The 23,204-nt window shown below is 48.3% G+C and carries 20 protein-coding genes and 2 tRNA genes; 1 reads left to right on the plus strand and 21 read right to left on the minus strand.

Features of this window, described 5'->3' with window-relative positions; all coding sequences use genetic code 11:
- Nucleotides 1–12 precede the first annotated feature (12 nt).
- Nucleotides 13–1,206 (plus strand): MFS transporter, encoded by a 1,194-nt coding sequence (locus MHB49_RS24190; protein ID WP_405153288.1) that lies wholly within the window; start codon nt 13–15, stop codon nt 1,204–1,206.
- Between the two features lie 83 nt (nt 1,207–1,289).
- Here the strand turns inward: MHB49_RS24190 and MHB49_RS24195 are convergent, their stop codons facing one another.
- The 21 genes from MHB49_RS24195 to pyrR form a co-directional block, all read right to left on the minus strand.
- Entirely contained in the window at nt 1,290–1,619 is a 330-nt protein-coding gene (locus tag MHB49_RS24195) for a DUF1904 family protein (RefSeq protein WP_053784203.1), read from the minus strand.
- A gap of 171 nt (nt 1,620–1,790) precedes the next feature.
- Nucleotides 1,791–1,916: a YjcZ family sporulation protein gene (locus tag MHB49_RS24200; protein ID WP_247898486.1), complete on the minus strand. Its 126-nt coding sequence runs from the start codon at nt 1,914–1,916 to the stop codon at nt 1,791–1,793.
- A gap of 114 nt (nt 1,917–2,030) precedes the next feature.
- A complete protein-coding gene (locus MHB49_RS24205; RefSeq protein WP_405153289.1) occupies nt 2,031–2,705 on the minus strand; it encodes a hypothetical protein in 675 nt (224 codons plus the stop codon).
- Between the two features lie 169 nt (nt 2,706–2,874).
- Nucleotides 2,875–3,045 carry a hypothetical protein gene (locus MHB49_RS24210; RefSeq protein WP_405153290.1) on the minus strand — a complete coding sequence of 57 codons (171 nt, stop codon included), beginning with the start codon at nt 3,043–3,045 and terminating at the stop codon, nt 2,875–2,877.
- 83 nt (nt 3,046–3,128) lie between these two features.
- Nucleotides 3,129–4,685 (minus strand): tetratricopeptide repeat protein, encoded by a 1,557-nt coding sequence (locus MHB49_RS24215; RefSeq protein WP_405153291.1) that lies wholly within the window; start codon nt 4,683–4,685, stop codon nt 3,129–3,131.
- Between the two features lie 243 nt (nt 4,686–4,928).
- Nucleotides 4,929–5,354: a hypothetical protein gene (locus MHB49_RS24220; RefSeq protein ID WP_247898490.1), complete on the minus strand. Its 426-nt coding sequence runs from the start codon at nt 5,352–5,354 to the stop codon at nt 4,929–4,931.
- A gap of 227 nt (nt 5,355–5,581) precedes the next feature.
- Nucleotides 5,582–5,655, minus strand: a tRNA-Ile gene (locus tag MHB49_RS24225).
- Nucleotides 5,656–5,711: 56 nt separating this feature from the next.
- Nucleotides 5,712–5,785 (minus strand) — tRNA-Met (locus tag MHB49_RS24230).
- Between the two features lie 71 nt (nt 5,786–5,856).
- Nucleotides 5,857–6,021, minus strand: coding sequence for a hypothetical protein (locus tag MHB49_RS24235; RefSeq protein ID WP_247898491.1), 165 nt, complete (start codon nt 6,019–6,021; stop codon nt 5,857–5,859).
- A 131-nt stretch (nt 6,022–6,152) separates the two neighbouring features.
- A complete protein-coding gene (locus MHB49_RS24240; protein WP_405153292.1) occupies nt 6,153–7,604 on the minus strand; it encodes an ABC transporter substrate-binding protein in 1,452 nt (483 codons plus the stop codon).
- Nucleotides 7,605–7,625: 21 nt separating this feature from the next.
- Entirely contained in the window at nt 7,626–8,489 is an 864-nt protein-coding gene (locus MHB49_RS24245) for an ABC transporter ATP-binding protein (protein WP_063567873.1), read from the minus strand.
- Nucleotides 8,490–8,491: 2 nt separating this feature from the next.
- Nucleotides 8,492–11,407 carry an ABC transporter permease gene (locus MHB49_RS24250; protein WP_405153293.1) on the minus strand — a complete coding sequence of 972 codons (2,916 nt, stop codon included), beginning with the start codon at nt 11,405–11,407 and terminating at the stop codon, nt 8,492–8,494.
- Nucleotides 11,407–12,522, minus strand: a complete 1,116-nt coding sequence (locus MHB49_RS24255) for an efflux RND transporter periplasmic adaptor subunit (protein WP_405153294.1) — start codon at nt 12,520–12,522, stop codon at nt 11,407–11,409. The genes MHB49_RS24250 and MHB49_RS24255 overlap by 1 nt, the downstream gene beginning before the upstream one ends.
- Nucleotides 12,485–13,423, minus strand: a complete 939-nt coding sequence (locus MHB49_RS24260) for an ABC transporter ATP-binding protein (RefSeq protein ID WP_405153295.1) — start codon at nt 13,421–13,423, stop codon at nt 12,485–12,487. The genes MHB49_RS24255 and MHB49_RS24260 overlap by 38 nt, the downstream gene beginning before the upstream one ends.
- 273 nt (nt 13,424–13,696) lie before the next feature.
- Nucleotides 13,697–14,338: an orotate phosphoribosyltransferase gene (gene pyrE / locus MHB49_RS24265; RefSeq protein WP_062326374.1), complete on the minus strand. Its 642-nt coding sequence runs from the start codon at nt 14,336–14,338 to the stop codon at nt 13,697–13,699.
- Nucleotides 14,335–15,075, minus strand: a complete 741-nt coding sequence (gene pyrF, locus MHB49_RS24270) for an orotidine-5'-phosphate decarboxylase (protein WP_405153296.1) — start codon at nt 15,073–15,075, stop codon at nt 14,335–14,337. The genes pyrE and pyrF overlap by 4 nt, the downstream gene beginning before the upstream one ends.
- Before the next feature lie 111 nt (nt 15,076–15,186).
- Nucleotides 15,187–18,405 (minus strand): carbamoyl-phosphate synthase large subunit, encoded by a 3,219-nt coding sequence (carB, locus tag MHB49_RS24275; RefSeq protein WP_247898496.1) that lies wholly within the window; start codon nt 18,403–18,405, stop codon nt 15,187–15,189.
- A 1-nt stretch (nt 18,406) separates the two neighbouring features.
- On the minus strand, nt 18,407–19,549 hold the full coding sequence (gene carA, locus MHB49_RS24280; RefSeq protein ID WP_247898497.1) for a glutamine-hydrolyzing carbamoyl-phosphate synthase small subunit: 1,143 nt from the start codon (nt 19,547–19,549) through the stop codon (nt 18,407–18,409).
- Between the two features lie 401 nt (nt 19,550–19,950).
- Nucleotides 19,951–21,255, minus strand: coding sequence for a dihydroorotase (locus MHB49_RS24285; RefSeq protein WP_405153297.1), 1,305 nt, complete (start codon nt 21,253–21,255; stop codon nt 19,951–19,953).
- A gap of 126 nt (nt 21,256–21,381) precedes the next feature.
- Nucleotides 21,382–22,293 (minus strand): aspartate carbamoyltransferase catalytic subunit, encoded by a 912-nt coding sequence (locus tag MHB49_RS24290; RefSeq protein ID WP_405157229.1) that lies wholly within the window; start codon nt 22,291–22,293, stop codon nt 21,382–21,384.
- Entirely contained in the window at nt 22,293–22,856 is a 564-nt protein-coding gene (gene pyrR / locus MHB49_RS24295) for a bifunctional pyr operon transcriptional regulator/uracil phosphoribosyltransferase PyrR (protein WP_090901445.1), read from the minus strand. Before pyrR ends, MHB49_RS24290 begins: the two co-directional genes overlap by 1 nt.
- Nucleotides 22,857–23,204 lie beyond the last annotated feature (348 nt).

A 23,204-nucleotide genomic window follows, 5' to 3' on the forward strand; every position in this document is an offset into this window, starting at 1 on the left:
GGACACCTTAGCATGAACATCGCATTTTATCCATATTGGGCTGCCAAAACGCTGCTTTCTCTCATTAATGTTGTATATATCATGGTTATCACGACATTTATTTACGGTCAGACCGGGTCTGTCCTTTACGCTGCATTGTTTCCATTCATTCAAATGTCAGCGCGTATCGTAGCAGGCTTTACTGCACCACTGCTTGTGAACCGTTTCGCATTCTCTAAGCTGATTATCAGCATTCCTTTAGCCAAAACATTGATGATTACCGGGATCGCCATCGCATTTACCGATCTCACTGCTCACATCCCTCTTCTGCTTGTAGGAATAGCAATCCTCTCGTTCCTGGACGGATGGGAATCTCCATTAATAAATACATTAACCCCACGATTGGTTCAAGGGGAAGATCTGGTGAAGGCGAATAGTTTTCTCTCCTTCTCAACTCAGACCGTGACGATCATTGGATACGCGATGACAGGGTTCATCGTTATGCATTGTGGTGCTTCACAAACATTTTGGGCGGCTACAAGCTTATCCTGGGCTGTCCTGCTTCTAATGATTACGATCAGCTCACTTACCCGCGATATTGAGGAAAAAGTCGAGAAAAACACTTCCAGATGGGATGTGCTAAGGGAAGGTTGGCTTATCCTTTGGAAAAATCGGTCGTTGCGCCTGATAACGTTCATGGATCTGGTTGAAGGTCTTGCTGGCTCCATCTGGATCGGCGCTATCACACTTGCTTTTGTGAAAGAAGCTTTGGGCCAAGAGGAGGGCTGGTGGGGACTTATCAACTCCAGCTATTCTGCCGGCACCATTCTTGGGGGAATTCTGGCCATCGCCCTGGCCGCTCGCATACAGAAGCACTTGATCTCCAGTATGGCGATAGGCTCTCTGCTTTTCAGCTTACTGACCATCGCTTATGGTTTAAACAGCCTTCCTTGGCTTGCTCTGGTATTGTGTGTGCTTATGGGTCCCGCTTATCAGATCCGCGATGTTGCTCAGCAAACGGCTTTACAGAGCCATGTGCCCATCGAATCCCTGTCTAAGGTATACGCAGCACATGGAATTATTCTCTCAGCTGCCATGAGCATATCTACGGTAGTCTTCGGTCTGATTGCCGACCACATGGGGGTTCAACTGGTGTATTTGATTGGAGGTGCCTTATTCATCGTATCTTCCTTGTGCTCTTTCCTGTTAAATCGAATCAAAGAGTAAAATGATTGAATCAAAAAAAAAGACGAGCACACATCTGCTCGTCTCCGCTGCTTCCGACCATTATCGGAGCAGCCCTTTTATTCTCAATCCAATCGGTAATCTGTCAACGGCTTGCCTTGTTTATAATACAGCGCTGGTGACAGTATATTGAAGAAAATATGCACATCAGGCAAATCCGCTTCTTCCAAAATAGCCTGCATTGAGGAAGCAATCCGATTATGAATCTCCTGATCACGTTGGAACATCAGAATCTCTACTGAAGCCGGAGAAGGAGTAAGGGCTTGTACGTCATGACGTTCTGCCTTCATTCTCTCCCGCGGAATATTGGTAATGAGTGCAAATTGCTCCGTTATACGGGGTACAACTTCCTCCAGTTGGGGCCCTGTGAATCCTTTAAAACGAATAAACGGCATTGCTATCCCTTCAATCTCTATTATTAGTCTCTTATGTGATTTTAAGCACATTGTTTTCGGTTGTCAAATCTCTTTCATCATATCATTTTTTTCATAGAAACGGAGACAAGCCCCGCTGAAGTCTCAGCGGAGCATACACGTAACCAGGGTCTCACCTTGTTCTGCAGTGGCTTACAGCCAGAAAGATTTAGTGATGATGACGAGCAGGATGAAGAGTACCAGAATTGCGGCAGTGGAAGTACAAATACCGGTTCCTACTCCTCCAACATTATTACAACCGTATCCAACTTCACTCATTTGATTGGCCTCCTTTGAATTTCAAGGTATGCCATAACATATGTCGATTATACCAGTAATGACCGGGCTATCCGGCAAGCTCAAAGGCCCAATCCTTGTGAGTTCTTCTTTAAATTATGTCAAAGGAATGACTTGGATATTCACATCATGTTCCGGTACTCCACGGTAAAGGTCTGCTGTATTTCGCTTATCCAATACAATCAAACGAGTACGCGTATCGTTTCTGGACGCCAAGACCACTTGACCATCCGGGGCAATACAATAGGCGATTGGAATTGAAATTTCACTGTCACGATATGAACCGTCCGCATGGCTGGTCCCCATAACAAAACATTGATTTTGTATCGCCATCTGCCGCGCTTTTTCAAGCCACTCTGTATACTGCTCTTCACTGAACATCCCTACACCAATGGAATGCATAATTATATCCACCCTGCCAATATTCTCGTTGCGAAAACCTTGCAGCACCAACTCGTCGCATAACAAGGCCCCTATAGTCCATTCCTGTTCCTTAACTACCGCAGCTGTGGTATATTTCGCTTTCTCCAATACAGTCTCCCCAGCCTTGTTAATGATGATTGAACGGTCCTTGGGACGTTCATCCAACCTGCGATGACCTGATACAATCATCGTTCCATATGCAGCTGCCAGACGACTGGCCTCCTCCACGTTCTGATTCAGATAGCCTTCTGGATAGAGCAGTATATCCGCTTCCGGATATTGTTTCAATTCCGCTTCCAACTGCAGCAATTGTTGTTCTAACCTGGGCTGTCCAATAATAATCTTCAACGTATCTCCCCCATTCATAATAAAAGCCGGTTCATACCTGAATCAGGTACGAAACCGGCTTAAAGGCTGGACAAGCAGGCCTCCTGCTCATCCACTCACTTCAAGAGTAATTGTCTTTAACTTATCGCTCCGTCTAACAATTACTTTTACAGTTTAAAATGATATGTAGTTAGGAATTTCTGTGTTCAATTCTATCATAGATCTCCTGCCCATCATAACCCTGATCTGAAGCTATATCTTTCGCAAAAAGCACCATATCACCAGTCGCAGCTGAATTTGCGCCCAGCGCCCCCACAACCGCCGCAAGCGGGTATAGCAAAATGGTCAGAGCTTTCCTCATATCCTCACCTCCTCTTCCGATTATCGGTAATTATGGTGTGATCATCCTAATAATACGATGAAAAGAGAAGTAAGTTTCAATTTTTATATACATTCGAAGCCTTTCAGCAGATCCATTGCTTCCTCATGATCAGGCTCCAGAGCCAACACTTTCCTTGTGTAAGCCAACGTTTCTTCTTCCAGTTCAAGTTCATAACAGCACACAGCCAAGTCGTAAAGCACAGCTGAATTCTGTTTTTTCGAATCAGCATCTAACGACATTTCCAGAAACCGTTTGGCATCCTCATACATATACATTCCGTATAACAGCTGACCTGCAAGAAACGCCACATCCCCTCGCTGCTCCATTACATAATATGAAGACCACATGATGTGGATTCCAGACTGAATATCAAGCATTTCCTCATCGCTAGCATCCGGCAAAAGACTCGAAATCCGGTTGGCACAATGGATCAAAAATTCAGCATCATACCCGCCCAGACGCCAGAACGGTAAAATCTGCTTCAGATCCATCCGCTCTACCTGATGATCCATCCATTCTTTCATACTGAAAAAATCATCAGGTCCAAAACGTTCAACAAATCGATGATACGCCAGCCGGGTATTCACGTAACCCAAAGGTTCGTCTACCATCAACATACATCCAACGTTTAGATCTTTATAATGATGTGTTGTAAAACGAGTATGGGCTCCTTGCTGTTCCAATACGTATTGAATGGCATGATAATTCGCCGTTAAAGAAAAGCTCCCATGGAGTACAAATTCAGGCGGTTCGGCAAACTTCCAGTTGTCCAGTCGATGGTCCCCTTTGTCCGCAGTAATCAAAACATATCCACACTCGGATAAGTTGTTCAACCGTTCGAGACAGGACAGACCCATTGCCGGGAACAAAATGTGCGAATCCTCCAACTCTTTCCGGTACAGCGCGATAAGATCCTGATACGGATAGTTCTCTGCACTGTACTCAGGTGCACGGCGGTATTGATAACTCAGTGTCATGTTTTCCAGCAAAACGGCAGGTTCAGATTGAAGAGAAGGTTCAGGAGATTGAATGTTCACATCACACTCGTAGATCTCACCCTCACCGACATAAATTAACTCCTGTGGAATGCTGTCAAAAAAATAGTTGGCAATCAGCAGCATTGGCTGTTTCAGATCGCCCGGTCGAATCATTGTACCCGACACGACCAGATTCAACTCGGTATCCTGCACAGCGTCAAAACGTGCAAAATCCAGTATCCCTTGGTCAATAAAAGGTTGCATGGACGGATGATCTCTCCAACCCAACACATTATCTTCGACCAGATCAGTCATTACATATCGAAAAGCAGGCAGCTCCACGCCTGCAAAATCTTTCAACTCACTCAATTTGAAAAGAATTTGGTGTGCCAGGCGCCCTACGCCCGCTCCAAGTTCCAGAATGGTCACTGTCTCGGCCGTCTTTCCTTTGCCGGCAAGATCTTGAAGTAAACCAAAAATCATTTCTGCATACGCCGTTGCAATCATGGGGTTACTTGTTATGTATTGCGGAACCTGATTCTCTGTCCAAGCGTGCAGCCCTTTCTGTTCATAATATGCCCGCTGCCACTCCCATACCGGAGCCTCACTGAAGCGGAATCGTTGTCCTTCGTTTTGCATCATTGGTTGAAAACCTGCTTTCCATTCATAATTTCATCAACATTTCGAGCTTTCAATTCCATGCTCTCACAGATGTTCCCTTAATCTCTAACGCATTATATCATAAACAAAGCAGATCAAATGAAATATACAGTGCGCTTCCGTAGAAAGAAAAAGCTGCCTTTCTCAAGGCAGCATTAGTCTTTTTGTAGTCTTTTATGATAGATGGCTTATCTGTAACCGAACGTTTTGCAAGGGCGCTCAACGTTAGTCCGAATATAAAACTCCGTCAAAGTTTTCAGGACCTACACGAATCGTACCCAGCAAGTTAGAACTAACGAATGCCGTGTAAGTCAATTGAGGTGTAATTGGTGGATTGAAATCATCCGCAGAGAACGTAATGACCTGAGGAGCCAGAATGCTCAAGTTGAATGTAGAGGTTGCAGAATAAATGACCGGATCCGTAGCTACAGTCCCCCTTACAATCGTTATCGTTATTCCCACGAGTGCCAATGGAAGTTGTACAGAAACAGTTCCTTTGAATTGCACCCGTGGATTTGCACCAATGCCTGCAGTAGTGACAAGCCCAATCTGACCAAATAATTGAGGTGTGTTAACAACAAGGATCGGTATTGCAATGGAGCCAGCCAAACTGGCATTCTGCGACGTTCTTGCATCAATAAATTGACTCATGGAATCTACCTCCTTCTATCCGAGATATGATAGTATATGTGAGATTTGATATATGGCATGGACAGAAACTTATATTTGGAAAAAAGGGCATACCAAAAAGACACTGCCCGCATTGTTGCAGCAGCGTCTTTCTCATTAGATATCAAATTTCCTTTCTTCACTCCTCTTCGTTCACTTTTCGAATAAAGACAGAAAAAAAACCTTGCTATGCAAGGGTTTTGAGAATATGGGCCCTACAGGACTCGAACCTGTGACCAATCGGTTATGAGCCGACCGCTCTAACCAACTGAGCTAAGGGCCCTGAACAAAAATGTATAACGTTCAGATGATGGCTGTAAATCATCCAGTAAAACTAAATTGCGGGGGCAGGATTTGAACCTGCGGCCTTCGGGTTATGAGCCCGACGAGCTACCGGGCTGCTCCACCCCGCGTCAGTAAGAAATATTAAAACAGCGACTTAATTAATATACACCATCCCATCCATATAAGTCAAGGGGTAATGTTAGGGAATAAAACGTACGCCATATCGCCCCTTTTTTGAACGATATACTTCCACTTCTGTTGGCTCGTTATGACCGTAAATCCATCCATCCTGCTCCATCCGTTTCGCAAGACACCCTGCCTGAAATTTGGTTGCATACAATTTGCTGAAATAAACCCAGTGCATTCCACTCGTCCTTTCTTGAAGTCATCATTGATCCCTGCTTTTGTAGAATACCCCAATTTCATAAAATTAGCCGCCGAAGATATAAATCTCCAGCGGCTGGACTTATCAATTTATTACAAGATCATTTCACCTTATTGAAATGTGGCTTTAGGGTTCTTTTTCAACTTCTCCAGCATTTCATTTCCTTTGGCTGCCCATTCACCAAGCGCTTCTTTTGGTGTCTTTTTATTCTCAAGCACTTGATTGAAGTATTCCATGCCCTTGTCATTTACTTGCCACAAGTTCGGCATTTTTTGATACATTTTATCCAAGTTGGTATTGGTTGGAGGCACAGGTTTCAGTGAGTAGAACGCCTGGATATTGTAATCCAATCCATCCTTGGGTTTAATGAAGCTCTTCCGGGATACCATCTCATAGCTGCTTCGCGCTTTGATCTTCGCCCAGTCTTCACTGTTCATATACTTGATCAATTCCCATGCATCTTCAGGGTTTTGAGCTGAACTGTTAATGGCCATGAGGTTGCTCAGATAAATATTGCCGCCGATTTCTGGTGCCTCCGGATGAACTGGAGGTGTGACAACATCCCACTCTACCTTTGTAAAGTCTTTCATTTTATCTGCATTTTTATTAGCATCAATCAATTGATTAATGTAGCTGTAATCTCCGATTACCATGGCTGTTTTGCCACTCAGGAACAGATCGCCCGTAATTGGATTGTAGCGTCCGCTCTCATCCTGATCCTGCGGCTCATCCCCTTTAGGGATGACTTTATCGAGGGCAAGCTTGCTAATGGTACTCCATACTTTCTCCCATTGAGGGGAATCGACGGTCATTTTCTCTGCTTTGTCATCAAAAATTTTCAGCTGCAGAGAGTTAGAATACTGTGACATCGTATAGTATGGGGAACCGCCTTGATAAGTACTGAAGGAGAAACCAAACACGTGATCTTTTCCTTCACCCTTGGTAAGACGGGTACCCAGGTTGAAAATATCATCCCAAGTCATATTATCCGTTGGAGGCTCCACGCCTGCCTTCTCAAACATGCCCTTGTTGTAGAACAACGCCGAAGAGGAGAACGTTGGTGTCAAAGCGTAGATGCTCTGATCTCCCAAATCCTTGATGCCTTCGAGAACACTTGGCACAATATCCGAAGTATCAAACTTATCTTCCTGCATCAGTGGGTCCAGTTGTTTCACCATGTTTTCCTGAATTAACGACTTAACTGTCGCCGTATCCGCCACGATGACGTCTACCGGGTTATCCCCTGTCATAATCTTCTTCAAACTTTCCATCGTATCCGGAACGTCCTGCTGTTCTTCCTGGTTACCATACCCGTACATGCTGCCCTGATCGACAGCAGGTACAACTTCAATTGTAATATTCGGATGAGTCAATTCAAATGCATCGGTAAACTGCTGACGGAAATAGCTGTCATCCTGGCCCCCCCATAACGTCGCTACACGCAGTACACGCTGCTCGTTATCCTTGGACTCACTCGCTGTGCACCCCGCAAGCAGCGGTAATGCCAGACTGGCTGTAGCCAGTACGGCCAGCACCCGTTTTCCCCAAAACCTGTTCTTCATCTCCCAATTCCCCCTCTAAAATTATCTTGGCGGTGTAATGACAATACGCTCACCGTCAAATTCCAATGTGGCACGATTATCGATGGACAATGCCTCGAGATACTCCTTGGGCACCTGAAGCCGTCCCGCCCGGTCTATAATGACAAAAGCTTCATGAATATCCGGGGCTCCTGCCTCCGACAAGCCATGTTCGTCATCCAGATTCGGATTGCGCTTCACAAACTCGGTGCTGGTCAAGCCGTCCCGGATCGCGACGATCCGGTCCACCTTGCCAGCGAGGGTTAGATCATGAGTAACAATTACAATCGTAACCCCGAGCTCCTTGTTCATTTTGCGGAAAATGCCCATGATGGTATCACAGGTCTCCGAGTCCACCGAACCTGTCGGCTCATCGGCAAGCAGCAGCTTGGGGCGATTCGATAACGAGATGGCAATCGCCACCCGCTGCTGCTCCCCACCGGACAATTGATGCAGCTTGTTGTGCATCCGATCCTTCAGTCCAACCCACTCCAGCAGCTGCATGGCATAAGCACGATCGCGCTTGCCTCCCAAAATCATGGGCGTTTCCACATTTTCCAGTGCTGTGAGGTATGGCAGCAGGTTACGACCGTTATTTTGCCAAATGAACCCTACAGTATGACGTTTGTACTCGACCAATTGGGCATCCGTCATTTTCAGCAAATCCCAATCCCCGACAACGGCAGTACCGGCTGTTGGACGATCCAGTCCACCCAGAATGTTAAGCAATGTGGATTTGCCGCTACCACTGTTACCGATAATGGCCATCATTTCACCCTGATTGACAGTCAGATTGAGACCTTGAAGGGCAACGACTTCCACATCGCTGGATTTAAAAATTTTGACAAGTCCTTCGCATTGGATCACGTTTACCTCTCCTCTCCCATTTTGACTGCCTGGTGAACCCGCAGCCTGCGGATTTGCCACAACAGCATCGTTGCTCCAATGATCAGCATGACCACGGTCACGCCGTACAGTTGCAGCATATCTTTCTCTTCAAACACAATTCGAAACGGTGGTACCTGTGCGGACACATTATCCGTCGTTTGCAGGAAGGGCAGGAATAGACGGCTGGATACCTGACCAATGCCAATCCCAAGAATGATCGAAAGTCCCGCCGTAAACACCTGCTCCAGCAGCAACATGCCGCTTAGTTGTGCCCTGGATAATCCCATTGCCCGCAGGACACCAAACTGTACTACACGCCCGGATAGATTGAAGAACCAGTACAGAATGTATCCAATCAGAGAGATAATTACCGACACAAGGAATCCGAGACTCAGTATGCCAAACACCCCGCCCCTTGACGGATGTTTGCCCTGGGTCACCAACTCTGTACGCACATCGCGTACTGACGACAACTCAATGCCTTCTGCCGCAAGTTTCTCCATCAAAGGAGCCACTTTGGCATCGGGCTCCATCTTCAGCCAGACCTCATACGGAATCAGAGGCACCTGATCATAGATGTAATCCAGATTGGCAATGAAAAACGGCATCTGATCCGGGTACTGGGCAGGCCAGTAAGGTATAATGCCAAAAACTACAAATTCAATGGCCTGACCCTGTACACCAATGGAGACGAGGTCTCCGGTTTTGAGCTTGAATTTGTCTGCAAATTTGGAAGAGATCAATACGGCCCCTTCATATTTACCAAGCAAATCGAGGTATCTGTAAGGATGTGCCGGGAACAAGTCATTGCGGAACCAGGCCACTTGAGCAAAGTCCACATTGTCGATCCCTACCAGCATTCCCTGTCCACCCGATTTGCCAGAGACAATAATATTGCCTTTCGTCTGCAGTACTCTCGCTGCGTGTTCTACACCTATCAGGCTGCGGAACACTTCAAAAGGTGGCTCGGAGTAAATCATCTTGGTAGGTTGTGAAGTGCCACCGCCTCCACCTGCCCCACCTCCGCCGCCGTTTCCTCCGCCTGCACCGCCACCGCCAGAACCACCGCTACCTCCACCTTGCTGCCCGCCACCCGAACCGCCGCCTTGTCCGGAACCTGTTGGCTTAACTTCAGGTGTGCCTTCCCATACCGTCTGCATAATAACATCCGTACCATATCGGTATAACGTGCGCTCGGTGGAGTTTAGATCAATGGTGCGAGCCGCTGCCGAGTTATACACACCGAGTCCGAGTGTCAATACCAGCAGGATCATCAAAGGATAATAAGAAGACGATGAACGCGAAAGCTGGGTCAGTGTCAAATACAATGGAACCGGCAGAAATTTGCGCCCGATCAGCTGAATGAGCTTCAAAATCCACGGGAACAACCTTAGGAAGAACAGCCCCAGTGCAAATATTGCGAGTGCCGGTACAAAGAACAGAAACGGCTGTACCTGAAGCTGATCTGTCGTCATGCCAGTCTGGAACGTCAACATTTGCCGTTCATAGAACAAGTAATATCCATATCCCGCAAGCCCCAGGAGCGCAATATCCAGAAACCAGCGCTGCCATACCGGCGCACGATCCGTGCGTGCCTGCCGACGCTTGGCCGATACAATCGTCGCCCGCGCATAGGTTATTGCCGGAATAAGCGAGGCGATGATTGCCACCAACACGGCAATAAGACCAAGCAGGATGGCTTCTTTTGATATTCCGATTGGAATGGATTTCCGATCCACAAACGACAGGAATCCGCTGGCTGAACCAATGCTTTTCGCCATAAACCATCCAAGAAACGGTCCGATGAAAAGAGCAATCGCTCCCAGGAATATACCTTCAAGCAGGTATAGTGAGAAGATCTGCCGGGCAGAAGCTCCGCGACTGCGCAGCACCGCGATGTCACTTTCCTGCTTTTGTAGCGACTGTCTGGCATTCATGGCAATAAAATAAAAGACCATCGCAATCATCGGTGCTGCCAGTGTGAACAGCATGGTCTGCAATTGCAGACTCTGACTGCGGAATTGTTTCAGCAGATCCCCGAAGGTGATATCCACTTTCGTATCCTTTAACCGCTGATATAGATCGATATCGAGCCTTTCCAGCACAGAGGTCAACCCCGAAAGCTGGCTTGTTTGAATTTCTTTCAGATCAAACGCATAATACCAGCGTGAATTCTGGAGAGGAATTCCTTTTTCCTTTAGCAAAACATCATTAAATACCGCTTCATCCACATAGAGTCCATTCATCATTCCGTCAAATCCCTGCACCCAGTACGGGCTGCTAGAATCATCGGCTTTGAAAGAACCTGTAATCTTCACACGTAACGTAATATCGAGACCGCTGTAGATCGGATATTCCAGAATATCTCCGATATGCAGATCGTTACGATACATACCCTCTTCCAGCATAACTGCTTCAATGGTATCGTCCTTCACCTGGTTACCCGGCTTCACTCCCGCGGAATAATTAACCTGTGCATCCAGGCCTGTCATCGTGCCCAGACTCATGCTGCGGACCCGGCTGGCATCGACTTTGGTCGGGTCTTCCGGATTAACCTCCGTGCTGCGGATGGAACGGGAGTTCACATACGTATGAAAAGGAAAACTGATATCGCGGGGTACATCCTCACGAATGTATCGATCCACTTCTTCCAGACCACGTGTGTCTGTCTTCACACCACCAGGTGCCTGGTAACTCATGAGCAACGAACCAGCTGGCAGTCCCTCACTGTTATCCTGCAGTGTCTGGGCCACGACCCGCTTCAGCGCACCATCGGCATACATCGGAATACTAACGGTGAACGCGACCGCCACAATCAGTCCGATCAGTGTGCTGAACGTCATCCAGCGAGTGTTCCACATTTTGCGGAACAACAGCCGAAGCAATGGCAGCCCCATTAGCGGCCTACTACTTTCTGTCCAACAGTCAGACCTTTCAGAATCTCCACATCCGTGGATGTCTGCTGCCCGACTTCCACGTCCACTTCACGCTTGCTTCCATCACTCTCCACCACTTGCACATACGTTCTTGAACCGATGGAGCGTAGAGCGGATACAGGAATAACAATTGCGTTCTCTGTACGCTGCGTGACAATCGATACCGTTAGAGGTGTACCGCGTTCAACCCCTTTGGGCATTTTCGCCAGCGAGACGATCACATACTGATCCAGGCTTTCTTTCGCTGGAGGTGTTCCACCTTCCCCGGAACTTCCGCCGTTCCCATTTCCACTACTCGATGCTTGGGCTACAGGCATCACTTTAACTTTGCCAGCCACTTTGCCTGCGCCATTAATGTCCACATCCGCCTTCATGCCAGCCGAGAACTTTTCCAGGTCTTCCTTGGCAAACGTAGCTGCGACAACCAGGTTGGATGTATCTGCTATGGTCGCAATTGGATCATAAGCTTTGACAGCCGCGCCCTTCTCCACCTGCACAGCAATGATTGTTCCACCGAATGGAGCGGTCAAAGTGGCTTTACCCAACTGATCCTCCAGATCGGCGAGTTCCTGACGAAGCTCTTCGAAGGCAATCGTGGACTCTTCGAACTCCACCGGGTCCATTTCATCCCGTTTGCGAAGCGTTTCCTTCATCTGGACTTCCGATTTGCGAATCTGCAGGTTTTTCGCCCGGATCTCCTTCTCCACGCTCTCTACATCAAGCACTGCGAGAAGTTGACCTTTTTTCACTTTATCTCCTGGTTTTACATTCAACTCTTTGATATGCATACCGTCCAGCGTAAAATATACCTTTTCCTCCCGCTGGCTCATCATCTTGCCGCTTCCGCTTACTTTCTTCTCCAGCGTCTCGGTCCGAACTTCATATTCCGGCTTCTTGGAGATCGTTGGCGGTGTAATCGGCGGAAGTACTTCTTCCTCTGTTTCAGCCGGCAGCAAAGAGCAGCCGGACATCGTTGCAGCCACTATCGCACTTAGCACAATAAGCGCTGCGCGCTTCCCCCTCTTCGGAGCGGCTCCTTTACTTGATAAATCTGCCGTCCGCCATTTCATAAACATGGTCCGCAACCTCCAAAATCGTAGGATCGTGTGTAGTCATACAGATCGTAACTTGTTCAACTTCAATAATATTGCGAAATACAGCCATAACCTGTGCTCCCATTTTGGAATCGAGTTCAGCTGTCGGCTCATCTGCGAGCAACAATCTCGGTCTGTGGGCGATCGCCTTGGCGATGGCCACCCGCTGCTGCTCTCCCCCGGACATCTCGAATGGACGGTGCTTGACCCGTTTGGTTAGTCCAACCAGATCCAGACAATGACCTACCCGATCTTTCCATTCCGAACGCGGCACGTCCGCCATCCGCAGCGACAGCTCTACATTTTCCCAGGCAGACAACAAGGGCATGAGCGCATACGCCTGAAAAATAAAACCAATTTCCTTACGCCGCAAAGCAGTCCGCCGTCGGTCTCCCCAATCCTGAAGAGGCTGGCCGGAGAACAAAATATCTCCACTTGAAGGCTGATCCAGTCCACCCAGCATATTGAGCAGCGTCGTTTTGCCTGAGCCTGACCGCCCTTTCAACATCACCAGTTGTTGCGGGTTCACTTCCATATCGATGCCTTTGAGTACATGAATAATCCGGCTTCCCGTCTGAAAACTGCGATGAACATTGCGAACCTCCAGAACAGGTCCATCATATGGAGGCAAGAGATCCCTTTTGGGGGAGCCAGCCTTCGTTTCCGGTTCAGCAGTTGCAGCTGCAATCTCATCCAGACTTGCTTCACTAACTATGTCGTGCGGGTCGACGGGTGCATTCTGGGGTTCACTTATGTATGTGGTGGCATCCTGCCCAACTGGTTCCTGCTGCTCCGTTTGCCCGACTGCACTGTCCTCGCCTGACTGGCTCTTGGCGGGTCTAATTTTGGAAAATAACTTTTTCATGCCAGCAATCACGCTCATCCTTTCTTTTTCTATCCCGTTCACTTCATCAAGACACTAAAAATAGAAATCTATTCCAACCTACACTGCATTATAAACGACGGATCACAACTAAAAGTTACAAGCTTTTTACAACGTTCCAGTGAAAAAGTTAATATTTTGATGAACAAACCAAAAAAGCACCCCAAAGTGTGGGATGCTTCCTGAATATTCAATGAATTTGCCTCTATGACGGCAATCATTACAATTTTGATACCGTTCACAAGCAAACTGTTCAATCGGTTGTGAATGATATTATTTACCAAATGAAGAAGGATCTTCACGCCATGATTTGAGCAGTTCAAAATCACTCTCCTGAATTGTCCCCTCAGCCAAAGCCACATCCATCAAAGCGGTGTAATTGGACAGGGTTTGCAAGGGAATTCCCGCTTCCTCAAATGCCTTAATGCCCTTGTCGAGCTGATAGCTGAAAATGGCCAGTACCGCAAGAGGAGTCGCTCCGGCTACGCGTACCGCTTCAGCAGCTTTGATGGAACTGCCACCTGTCGAGATCAGGTCTTCAATGACAACAACCTTTTGTCCCTCGGTAATCAGTCCTTCAATCAGGTTCTCTTTGCCATGACCTTTGGCTTTATCACGAATGTAAGCCATTGGCAGATTCAGCTTTTGCGCAACCCAGGCTGCATGCGGGATACCGGCGGTTGCTGTACCTGCAATGACCTCTGCATCAGGGTATTGATCACGAATGATTGCAGCAAAGGCTTCAGCGATGTCGTTACGAATCTCTGGATAAGACATCGTTAAGCGATTATCACAATAGATTGGTGATTTGATGCCGGATGTCCAGGTAAATGGCTGCTGCGGACGCAGCGCCACCGCTTTAATTTTCAACAGTTGGGAAGCAATATGGTTAGGAATCTCGGTAAGTTCGATCATGCGTTCAACATCTCCTTCAAAATGGTTTCTGCCGCTTCACGCGGATTGGGAGCGCCCGTAATTGGTCTGCCTACAACAATGTAATGGCTGCCTCTGGCAATGGCTTCACCTGGCGTCAGGACACGTGTCTGGTCTCCGAGGCCACTTCCCGCTGGGCGGATGCCTGGTGTGACCGTGTGAAAATCACTGCCACAGGCTGCGCGGATCGCCGGTACTTCCAGCGGGGAAGCAACGACGCCATCGAGACCTGCCTCATGGGCTAGTCCTGCATAACGGACGACTGCTGCCTCCACACTTCCCTGAATGCCGATCTCGGCATTCATCGTTTCCTGACTGGTGCTGGTCAGCTGGGTAACCGCAATTATCTCAGGTCTGCGAAGAGAAGGATCAGCAGCCAGAGCCGCCTCTGCACCTTCACGGGCAGCATGCATCATGCTTGTACCTCCAGCTGCATGCACATTGAACATATCCACACCCAGACGAGTTATGCTCTCCGCACCACCACGAACCGTGTTAGGAATATCATGCATCTTCACATCAAGAAATACCGAGTATCCCTTCGACTTCAGTTCCCGAATGAAGTCTGGGCCAGCAGCGTAGAAAAGCTGCATGCCTACCTTCAGATAACAGGGAATGCCTTCGAGAGCCTGTACTAATTGCTGCGCCTGTTCCGCTCCGGGATAATCGAGAGCCACCATCAGACGGCCAGCCATTTCGTTGAAATTCGGGTGATTCATAATCCAGCGCTCCTTCCAAAAGCTTGATTTTTCCGTTTTTGCCCGATATAAAGGACATCCCGCCAGCCCGAAGGCTGACTGATGTCCTTGATCAGTGACAAATCGTCTTATTTATTCTACAAAGGCTGGCATAGCCTCAGAGGAGAAGTTGATCGTTTGCAGCATGATCAACAATGCACGGATCGTATCCAGTGAAGTCATACATACAATGCCGTTCTCCACCGCTTCACGGCGAATACGGAATCCGTCACGCTGTGGCGTTTTGCCTTTGGTCAAGGTGTTGAATACAAAGTTTGCTTCGCCGCTGCGAATCATATCAAGAATGTTCGGCGAACCTTCACTTAATTTATTCACCGTGGTCACCGGAATGTTCGCTGCTTCAAGCGCAGCTGCCGTTCCTCCAGTTGCCATGATTTTGTAACCCAATCTGTAGAAGCCTTCGAGCAAAGGTACAGCTTCGTCTTTGTCTTTATCTGCTACCGTTACCACAATTGCGCCGGTGGCCGGGATCTTCATGCCTGCACCGATAAGACCTTTGAACAACGCTTTGGCGTAATTCGGGTCACGACCCATAACCTCACCTGTGGATTTCATCTCAGGTCCAAGGGTTGGCTCCACACGACGCAGCTTCGCGAAGGAGAAGACTGGAACTTTTACGGAAACATGATCCGACTCAGGCCACAGACCATCGACATAACCGAGGTCTTTCAGCTTCACGCCCAGAATGGCTTGTGTTGCCAAGTTCGCCATCGGAATGTTGGTTACTTTGCTCAGGAAAGGTACTGTACGGGATGAACGCGGGTTCACCTCAATGATGTACACTTGGCCATCATGGATAACAAACTGGATGTTAACCAAACCGATTGTCTTCAGTTCTTTGGCAATCTTGATTGTAATCTCTACAATTTTCTCTTTCAGATCCTGAGACAGGTGCTGTGGCGGATAAACCGCGATGGAGTCGCCAGAGTGAACCCCCGCACGCTCGATATGCTCCATGATCCCCGGAATCAATACCGTTTCGCCATCACAGATCGCGTCAACCTCAACCTCTTTCCCCATCATGTAACGGTCGATCAGGACCGGATGCTCCGGATTGATTTTAACCGCCTGCTCCATGTAGGTCAGCAATTCGGAATCGGAGTATACGATCTCCATGGCACGACCACCAAGTACGTAGGAAGGACGAACCAGAACCGGGTAACCCAGACTTTGAGCCGTTTCAACCGCATCATCTACCGAAATGACTGTTTTGCCTTTAGGTTGTGCAATTTCCAGACGGGAGAGCAGATGTTCAAACTTCTTGCGATCTTCCGCCTCATCGATGTTTTCCAGATCGGTTCCGAGAATCGTTACGCCAGCGGCACGCAGTGGTGCTGCCAGGTTGATTGCCGTTTGACCACCAAACTGTACGATAACACCTACAGGCTGTTCCTGTTCGATAACGTTCATTACATCTTCGAAGAACAGAGGTTCAAAGTACAACCGATCCGATGTATTAAAGTCCGTTGACACCGTCTCCGGATTGTTATTAATGATTACCGCTTCATAGCCTGCTTTTTGCAGAGCCCATACCGCATGTACTGTTGAATAGTCGAACTCAATCCCTTGACCAATCCGGATCGGGCCGGAACCAAGTACCACTACTTTTTTCTTGTCTGAAGGAATGACTTCATTCTCAGTTTCGTAAGTAGAGTAGTAATATGGCGTTGTTGCTTCAAATTCAGCTGCACATGTATCTACCATTTTGTATACCGGGCGAAGGTTCTCTTCTACACGGCGTGCTCTTACTTCAGTTTCTTTCGTTAATGTGCCACCAGGCTGACCTTGAGCTCGCAGCTCAGCAATGGCACGGTCTGTGAAGCCAAGGCGCTTGGCTTGATACAGTGTCTCGGATGTCAGTTCGGATTCCTCGCGAATGCGATCTTCGAAGCCGATCAGCCCTTCGAGTTTATCCAGGAACCACCAGTCAATCTTGGTCAGATCCTGAAGCTGTTGCAACGTATAACCTCTGCGGAATGCCTCAGCAATCAAGAAGATACGCTCATCGTCGGCTTTGACCAGACGCTCATTCAGTGTTGCTTCATCAAGGGTTTCAGCATCTTTCAGATACAGTCGGTGCACGCCGATTTCCAGGGAACGAACTGCTTTGTGAATTGACTCTTCAAATGTCCGGCCAATGGCCATCACTTCGCCTGTCGCTTTCATCTGTGTGCCCAGTTTGCGGTTCGCCGAGACGAACTTGTCGAACGGCCAGCGTGGAATTTTGCTTACGATATAGTCCAGTGTTGGCTCAAAACAAGCATACGTTTGACCCGTTACCGGGTTCACAATTTCGTCCAATGTGTACCCCAATGCGATTTTGGCAGCCATCTTCGCGATTGGATACCCTGTTGCTTTCGAAGCCAGCGCGGAAGAACGACTTACCCGCGGGTTAACTTCGATCACATAATACTGGAAGCTGTGTGGATCAAGCGCAAACTGTACGTTACATCCACCTTCAATGTTGAGGGCACGAATGATTTTCAGAGAAGCGGAGCGCAGCATCTGATATTCACGGTCAGACAGTGTCTGGCTTGGCGCCACAACGATACTGTCACCTGTATGAACACCCACCGGGTCAAAGTTTTCCATGTTGCAGACAACGATACAGTTATCGTTTTTGTCACGCATAACCTCATACTCGACTTCTTTCATGCCTGCAATGCTCTTCTCGACCAGACATTGCCCAATCGGGCTGTAACGAAGGCCTGCTGCCACGGTTTCACGCAGCTCTTCTTCGTTTGCACAGATCCCGCCGCCTGTTCCGCCAAGCGTGTAAGCTGGACGGACGATGATTGGATAACCAATCTCATTCGCAAAATCAAGTGATTCCTCAAGTGTTGTTACGATGACACTCTCAGGTACAGGCTGTTCCAATTCGCGCATCAGATCACGGAACAAGTCACGGTCTTCCGCTTTCTCAATGGATGTGAGCTGGGTACCGAGCAGTTTGACGTTCTCGCGCTCCAGAACACCGGCACGTGCAAGTTCCACAGCCATGTTCAGACCCGTTTGACCGCCAAGGGTTGGCAGCAAGCCGTCAGGACGTTCCTGACGAATGATTTGCGTTACAAAATCCAGTGTAATGGGCTCGATATAGACTTTGTCAGCCATGTTCGTATCCGTCATAATTGTAGCCGGGTTGCTGTTAATGAGTACAACTTCCACGCCTTCTTCTTTCAGTGCCTGGCAGGCCTGTGTACCGGCATAGTCAAACTCGGCCGCTTGACCGATGACGATTGGACCGGAACCAATCACCAGGATTTTCTTAAGATCTTTGTTAATCGGCATGTTATTGTGCTCCTTTCACTGCGGCTGCCAATACGGCTTGACGCGGCTTTTGCGGGTTAGTGATTTTGTGCTCACGAATCATTTCAATGAAGCGGTCAAACAGGTAGCTGTTATCGTACGGTCCTGGCGCTGCTTCCGGGTGATACTGAACGGAAAACGCCGGGTATGTTTTATGTTTCAGACCTTCAATGGTCTTGTCGTTATTGTTGATATGTGTCACTTCAAGATCCGTATGTTTCACGGATTCTTCGTTAACGGTGTAACCGTGGTTCTGAGATGTGATGAAGCAACGTCCGCTCTCCAGTTCTTTGACAGGGTGGTTTCCGCCGCGGTGTCCAAACTTGAGTTTCTCTGTATCGGCTCCTGCCGCAAGTGCGAACAGTTGGTGACCCAGACAGATTCCGAAGATCGGATATTCGCCAAGCAGTTCACTGATCATTTTAACCGCATGAGGCACGTCTTTCGGGTCCCCAGGGCCGTTGGACAGCTGAATGCCATCCGGGTTCATACGGCGGATTTCGTCTGCTGTCACATCATGCGGAACTACGACAACGTCACAGTTACGTTTGCTAAGTTCACGCAAAATCCCTGTTTTTGCACCGTAGTCAACCAATACAATGCGTTCAGCCGTTCCCGGGCTGTTGTAAACATGTTGAGTAGAAGTCATAGGAACCTGGTTACGCAGCTCAGCGATGCTGGTATCTCCCATCATCTCCAGCAACTCTTCCACAGGTTTCGATCCTGTTGTGAGAATTCCTTTCATTGTGCCATGGTGACGAATCCGGCGAGTCAGCATCCGTGTATCAATCTCACTGATTCCTACGATGCCGTACTCTTTAAGCAAATCGTCTACGCTGTATTCCGCACGCCAGTTGCTTGGCGTTGGCTCATGACGGCGTACCACAAAACCGTGTACGAACGGACGAATCGACTCGAAGTCGTCACGCGTAATGCCGTAGTTACCAATCAGTGGGTACGTCATGGTTACGATTTGACCGCAGTAAGAAGGATCCGAAAGCACCTCTTGATAGCCTGTAATTCCCGTATTAAAAACGACCTCACCTGTTGTTTCACCTTCAGCACCGAATGCTTTCCCGGTGAACAGTGTGCCGTCTTCCAACAATAATCTTGCCTGTGCCTGCATCCCATTTCACTCCTCTGTGTTTATCAAAGTTGAATACTTTGAGTTGAACATGGGGGACGTTACGATTGGTGCGGCTTCGTGGGCAGAAAACCCTTTGATCGCTGTTATCCCCGGATTACTTTGATCCCATTATTCAAATGGAGTAATCCGGTGATAAAGGCGAACGCTTTGCTTCTTCGGGTTCTTTCTGCCCACTCCGCAGTTACGCTGGTGTCCATGTTCAAAAGCATTATTCAACTTTTCTTTGTTTCGTATGTTTGACTCTCGGCATGGTTTGCCTCGAGTTAGTTGTAAAGATGTTACTGGTGTATAAGTTGAAGATTTAGATAATAAAGCCTCGTTATTTTAAAAGAATTAAAGAGGTAAAATTTATTAATTTATTGATCTAATAAGGTACCGTTTTACTGTTGTACCGTGTTGTTCCACACGCTTTTGCCGTCCACCCATGTCTGTACTGGCCAACCTTTAAGCTTCCAGCCTGTGAATGGCGTGTTTCTTCCTTTAGTTGCGAACGTTGCAGGATCAACCGCTTGTTCCTGGTTCAGGTCAATCATGGTGATGTCCGCAGGTGCTCCCTCTTCCAGCTTGCCAGTATCCAGTCGGAATACTCGTGCCGGATCAGCTGTCATACGTTTAACGAGGAAGTCCAGGCTCCAAAGCCCTGTTTCCACAAACTTGGTGTACAGCAGCGGGAAGGCTGTTTCGAATCCGACGATGCCGAATGGTGCCAGCTCCATGCCTTTTGCTTTCTCTTCTTCGCTGTGCGGCGCGTGATCGGTAACGATCATGTCCAGCGTTCCGTCCAGCAAACCTTCGATACAAGCCTGCACGTCACGTGGTGAGCGAAGAGGCGGGTTCATCTTCCAGTTGGCATCCATGCCCGGGATATCCTCATCCGACAGTATCAGATGATGCGGACATACCTCAGCAGTGACTTTAATGCCGATGGACTTCGCCAGGCGAATCAAGCGAACCGACTGCTCTGTACTTACGTGGCAGACATGGTAGTGAACTCCCGTTGCTTCTGCAAGCAGGATATCACGGCCTACGTGGATTGCCTCGGATTCATTCGGAATACCTTTGATACCGTGACGCTTCGAAAACTCTCCTTCGGTCACATATCCGCCGACTACCAATGAGTCGTCCTCACAGTGAGCGATGACCGGCATATCCATGCTTGCAGCCAGGCTCATGGCGTCTTTCATCATCTGAGCGTTTTGTACACCTACACCATCATCGGTGAATCCAATCGCGCCTGCTTCTTTCAAAGCAGCAAAATCCGTAAGCTCACGTCCAAGCTCGTTCTTCGTAATAGCTGCATAAGGCAGCACTTTAACCAGGTCGGCTTCTTTGGCTTTATCCAAAACCAACTTCACGACATCCGCATTATCGGTTACCGGTCTTGTGTTCGGCATGCAGGCAATCGTTGTAAAACCGCCTTGCGCTGCCGAACGGGCACCTGTTTCGATCGTCTCTTTATGCTCGAATCCAGGTTCACGCAGATGCACGTGCATATCAATCAGGCCGGGAATGACCAGTTTGCCTGATGCATCGGTTACGCTTTGCGCTGATTGCTCTGCTTTCAGTACCGCTTCGTCTTCCACTCCAGCGATCTTTTGAATTTTTCCTTCATCTATAATGATCGTTTTCCGTTCAAGTTCCCCTTGTTGATTCAAGATGTTCGCGTTCTTTATAATCTGTAGCATAATTACCCTCCGCTTCGGTTCTGTCCGACTTGCCAGGCAAGCCGGATAATTTTCTTTATCGTGTACCCTCACATTGCTCTATAAGAACTTCCGTCCCGTCAGCCTATGACCCACAGCCAGACCCTGTTACAGCTTCATCGCGCGTTCCATGACCGCCATGCGGATTGGAACACCGTTTGCCATCTGCGGGAAGATCCGCGATGCTGCGCTCTCCACTACCGCGTCATCTACCTCGACATTTCGGTTCACAGGAGCAGGGTGCATAATGATTGTGCTTGGTTTCAGGCGTGACGCCCGTTCTTCCGTCAATCCGTAGTGTTCGCGATAATCCTCAGCCGAAGTAATCAAGCCGTGTTTATGACGTTCCAATTGAACTCGGAGCATCATGACTACATCCGCATCGAGTGCTTCTTCCAGACCTACATAAGGCGCGTGTTCTGCAAGCTCCGGTGCCTGCATCGTTTGTGGTGCACAGAAGCGCACATCTGCACCAAACTTTTGAAGTGCCCACAGATTGGAGCGAGCTACCCGGCTGTGCATGATGTCTCCGATGATCGACACACGCAAACCTTTCAGCTCACCGAAACCCTTCCGCATCGTGTAGAGATCCAGCAGCGCCTGAGTAGGATGCTCGTTATTACCGTCTCCGGCGTTCACTAGTGGAACATTCACTTTCTGAGCCAGTTGTTGCAGAACACCCGAAGGTTTCAACCGGATTACTCCCGCATCGATTCCCATGGACTCCAGTGTGCGTACCGTATCATAGATGGATTCGCCTTTCTCCACGCTGGATGCAGCCGCCGTGAAGTTCAGTACTTGTGCACCCAGACGTTTTTCCGCCATTTCAAATGAGAAGCGAGTACGCGTGCTATTCTCAAAGAACATGTTGGCTACGAAGTGGGATTCCAGTACAGGAACCAGTTTCTCCTTCTGCGCTTCCCAGTGTGCTGCTCTGTTCAGAATGGATTCGATCTCATCGCGACTAAGTTCCTTAAGGCCAAGCAAGCTCCGGTCCTTCAATACTGGTTGTGTAATCATCATGCTTGCTCCCCCCGGTTCTGAATGATCTTGACTTCATCCTGTCCGTCCGTTTCCATCAGTGCAACCTCGATCTCCTCTGATTTGGAAGTCGGCACATTCTTGCCGATAAAATCAGGTCGAATCGGAAGTTCCCGGTGTCCGCGATCTGCGAGAACCGCCAGCTGAATGTTCTGTGGTCTTCCACAGTCCATCAGGGCATCCATTGCTGCACGAATTGTCCTTCCGGTATAGAGCACATCATCGAACAAAATCACTTTTTTGTTATGAATCGAAAGTGATTCAGGTGTCATCGTCAACAGTTCCTTGCGATTCGCTTTATTCTCATCCAAGCGATCATCGCGATAAGGGGTTACATCAAGTTCTCCCCAAGGGATCGGTGTACCTTCGATTTCTTCAATCTTGGCGGCGATCCGTTCTGCGAGGTATACACCCCGTGTTCGAATACCGATCAGTACACAGCCCTCAATGCCTTTGTTTTTTTCCAAAATCTCATGGGCAATCCGTGTTAATGCGCGGCGGATCGCGGTTTCATCCATAATGACATGTGTCTCTGTGCTCATGCGTTCAGCCTCCTCAGGATTTACCTTTCAGATCATGGCCCCGTGACGAGGAGAACAAAAAAAGACTCCTTGCCGTGTTTATTGGCAAGGAGTCTCCGAACTTCAGACCGCTCTGAAGAAAGTTTACTCTCGGGATGCATCGCTTGATTTGCCGCAGCAAAAAAACGATGTATCGTTCACGTTACCTTGCCAGTCTCACGGGACTGATTTAAAGGTGCTATTCATGTCGTTCATATTGAAGGACCTCACAGGGTTCTATACTCAATATGTCCGTTTGTCTTCATGAATTATGACAGAAAGACAACCCTCTGTCAACACCTCAACATCATAGGCGAAATTCCTCTACTG

It is taken from the genome of Paenibacillus sp. FSL K6-0108 (genome assembly GCF_045040695.1).
In the GTDB taxonomy this organism is placed as follows: Bacteria; Bacillota; Bacilli; order Paenibacillales; family Paenibacillaceae; genus Paenibacillus; species Paenibacillus pabuli_B.

Bases quoted from the DNA above. Each gene is read 5' to 3' on its own strand.
- MHB49_RS24290 (WP_405157229.1), bottom strand. From the start codon at position 22,293: ATGATTACACAACCAGTATTGAAGGACCGGAGCTTGCTTGGCCTTAAG.
- MHB49_RS24210 (WP_405153290.1), bottom strand. From the start codon at position 3,045: ATGAGGAAAGCTCTGACCATTTTGCTATACCCGCTTGCGGCGGTTGTG.
- MHB49_RS24220 (WP_247898490.1), bottom strand. From the start codon at position 5,354: ATGAGTCAATTTATTGATGCAAGAACGTCGCAGAATGCCAGTTTGGCT.
- carA (WP_247898497.1), bottom strand. From the start codon at position 19,549: ATGCAGGCACAGGCAAGATTATTGTTGGAAGACGGCACACTGTTCACC.
- MHB49_RS24250 (WP_405153293.1), bottom strand. From the start codon at position 11,407: ATGGGGCTGCCATTGCTTCGGCTGTTGTTCCGCAAAATGTGGAACACT.
- carB (WP_247898496.1), bottom strand. From the start codon at position 18,405: ATGCCGATTAACAAAGATCTTAAGAAAATCCTGGTGATTGGTTCCGGT.
- pyrR (WP_090901445.1), bottom strand. From the start codon at position 22,856: ATGAGCACAGAGACACATGTCATTATGGATGAAACCGCGATCCGCCGC.
- pyrF (WP_405153296.1), bottom strand. From the start codon at position 15,075: ATGAATCACCCGAATTTCAACGAAATGGCTGGCCGTCTGATGGTGGCT.
- MHB49_RS24255 (WP_405153294.1), bottom strand. From the start codon at position 12,522: ATGTTTATGAAATGGCGGACGGCAGATTTATCAAGTAAAGGAGCCGCT.
- MHB49_RS24285 (WP_405153297.1), bottom strand. From the start codon at position 21,255: ATGCTACAGATTATAAAGAACGCGAACATCTTGAATCAACAAGGGGAA.
- MHB49_RS24195 (WP_053784203.1), bottom strand. From the start codon at position 1,619: ATGCCGTTTATTCGTTTTAAAGGATTCACAGGGCCCCAACTGGAGGAA.
- MHB49_RS24260 (WP_405153295.1), bottom strand. From the start codon at position 13,423: ATGAGCGTGATTGCTGGCATGAAAAAGTTATTTTCCAAAATTAGACCC.
- MHB49_RS24235 (WP_247898491.1), bottom strand. From the start codon at position 6,021: ATGCACTGGGTTTATTTCAGCAAATTGTATGCAACCAAATTTCAGGCA.
- MHB49_RS24240 (WP_405153292.1), bottom strand. From the start codon at position 7,604: ATGAAGAACAGGTTTTGGGGAAAACGGGTGCTGGCCGTACTGGCTACA.
- MHB49_RS24190 (WP_405153288.1), top strand. From the start codon at position 13: ATGAACATCGCATTTTATCCATATTGGGCTGCCAAAACGCTGCTTTCT.
- MHB49_RS24215 (WP_405153291.1), bottom strand. From the start codon at position 4,685: ATGATGCAAAACGAAGGACAACGATTCCGCTTCAGTGAGGCTCCGGTA.
- pyrE (WP_062326374.1), bottom strand. From the start codon at position 14,338: ATGATCGAACTTACCGAGATTCCTAACCATATTGCTTCCCAACTGTTG.
- MHB49_RS24200 (WP_247898486.1), bottom strand. From the start codon at position 1,916: ATGAGTGAAGTTGGATACGGTTGTAATAATGTTGGAGGAGTAGGAACC.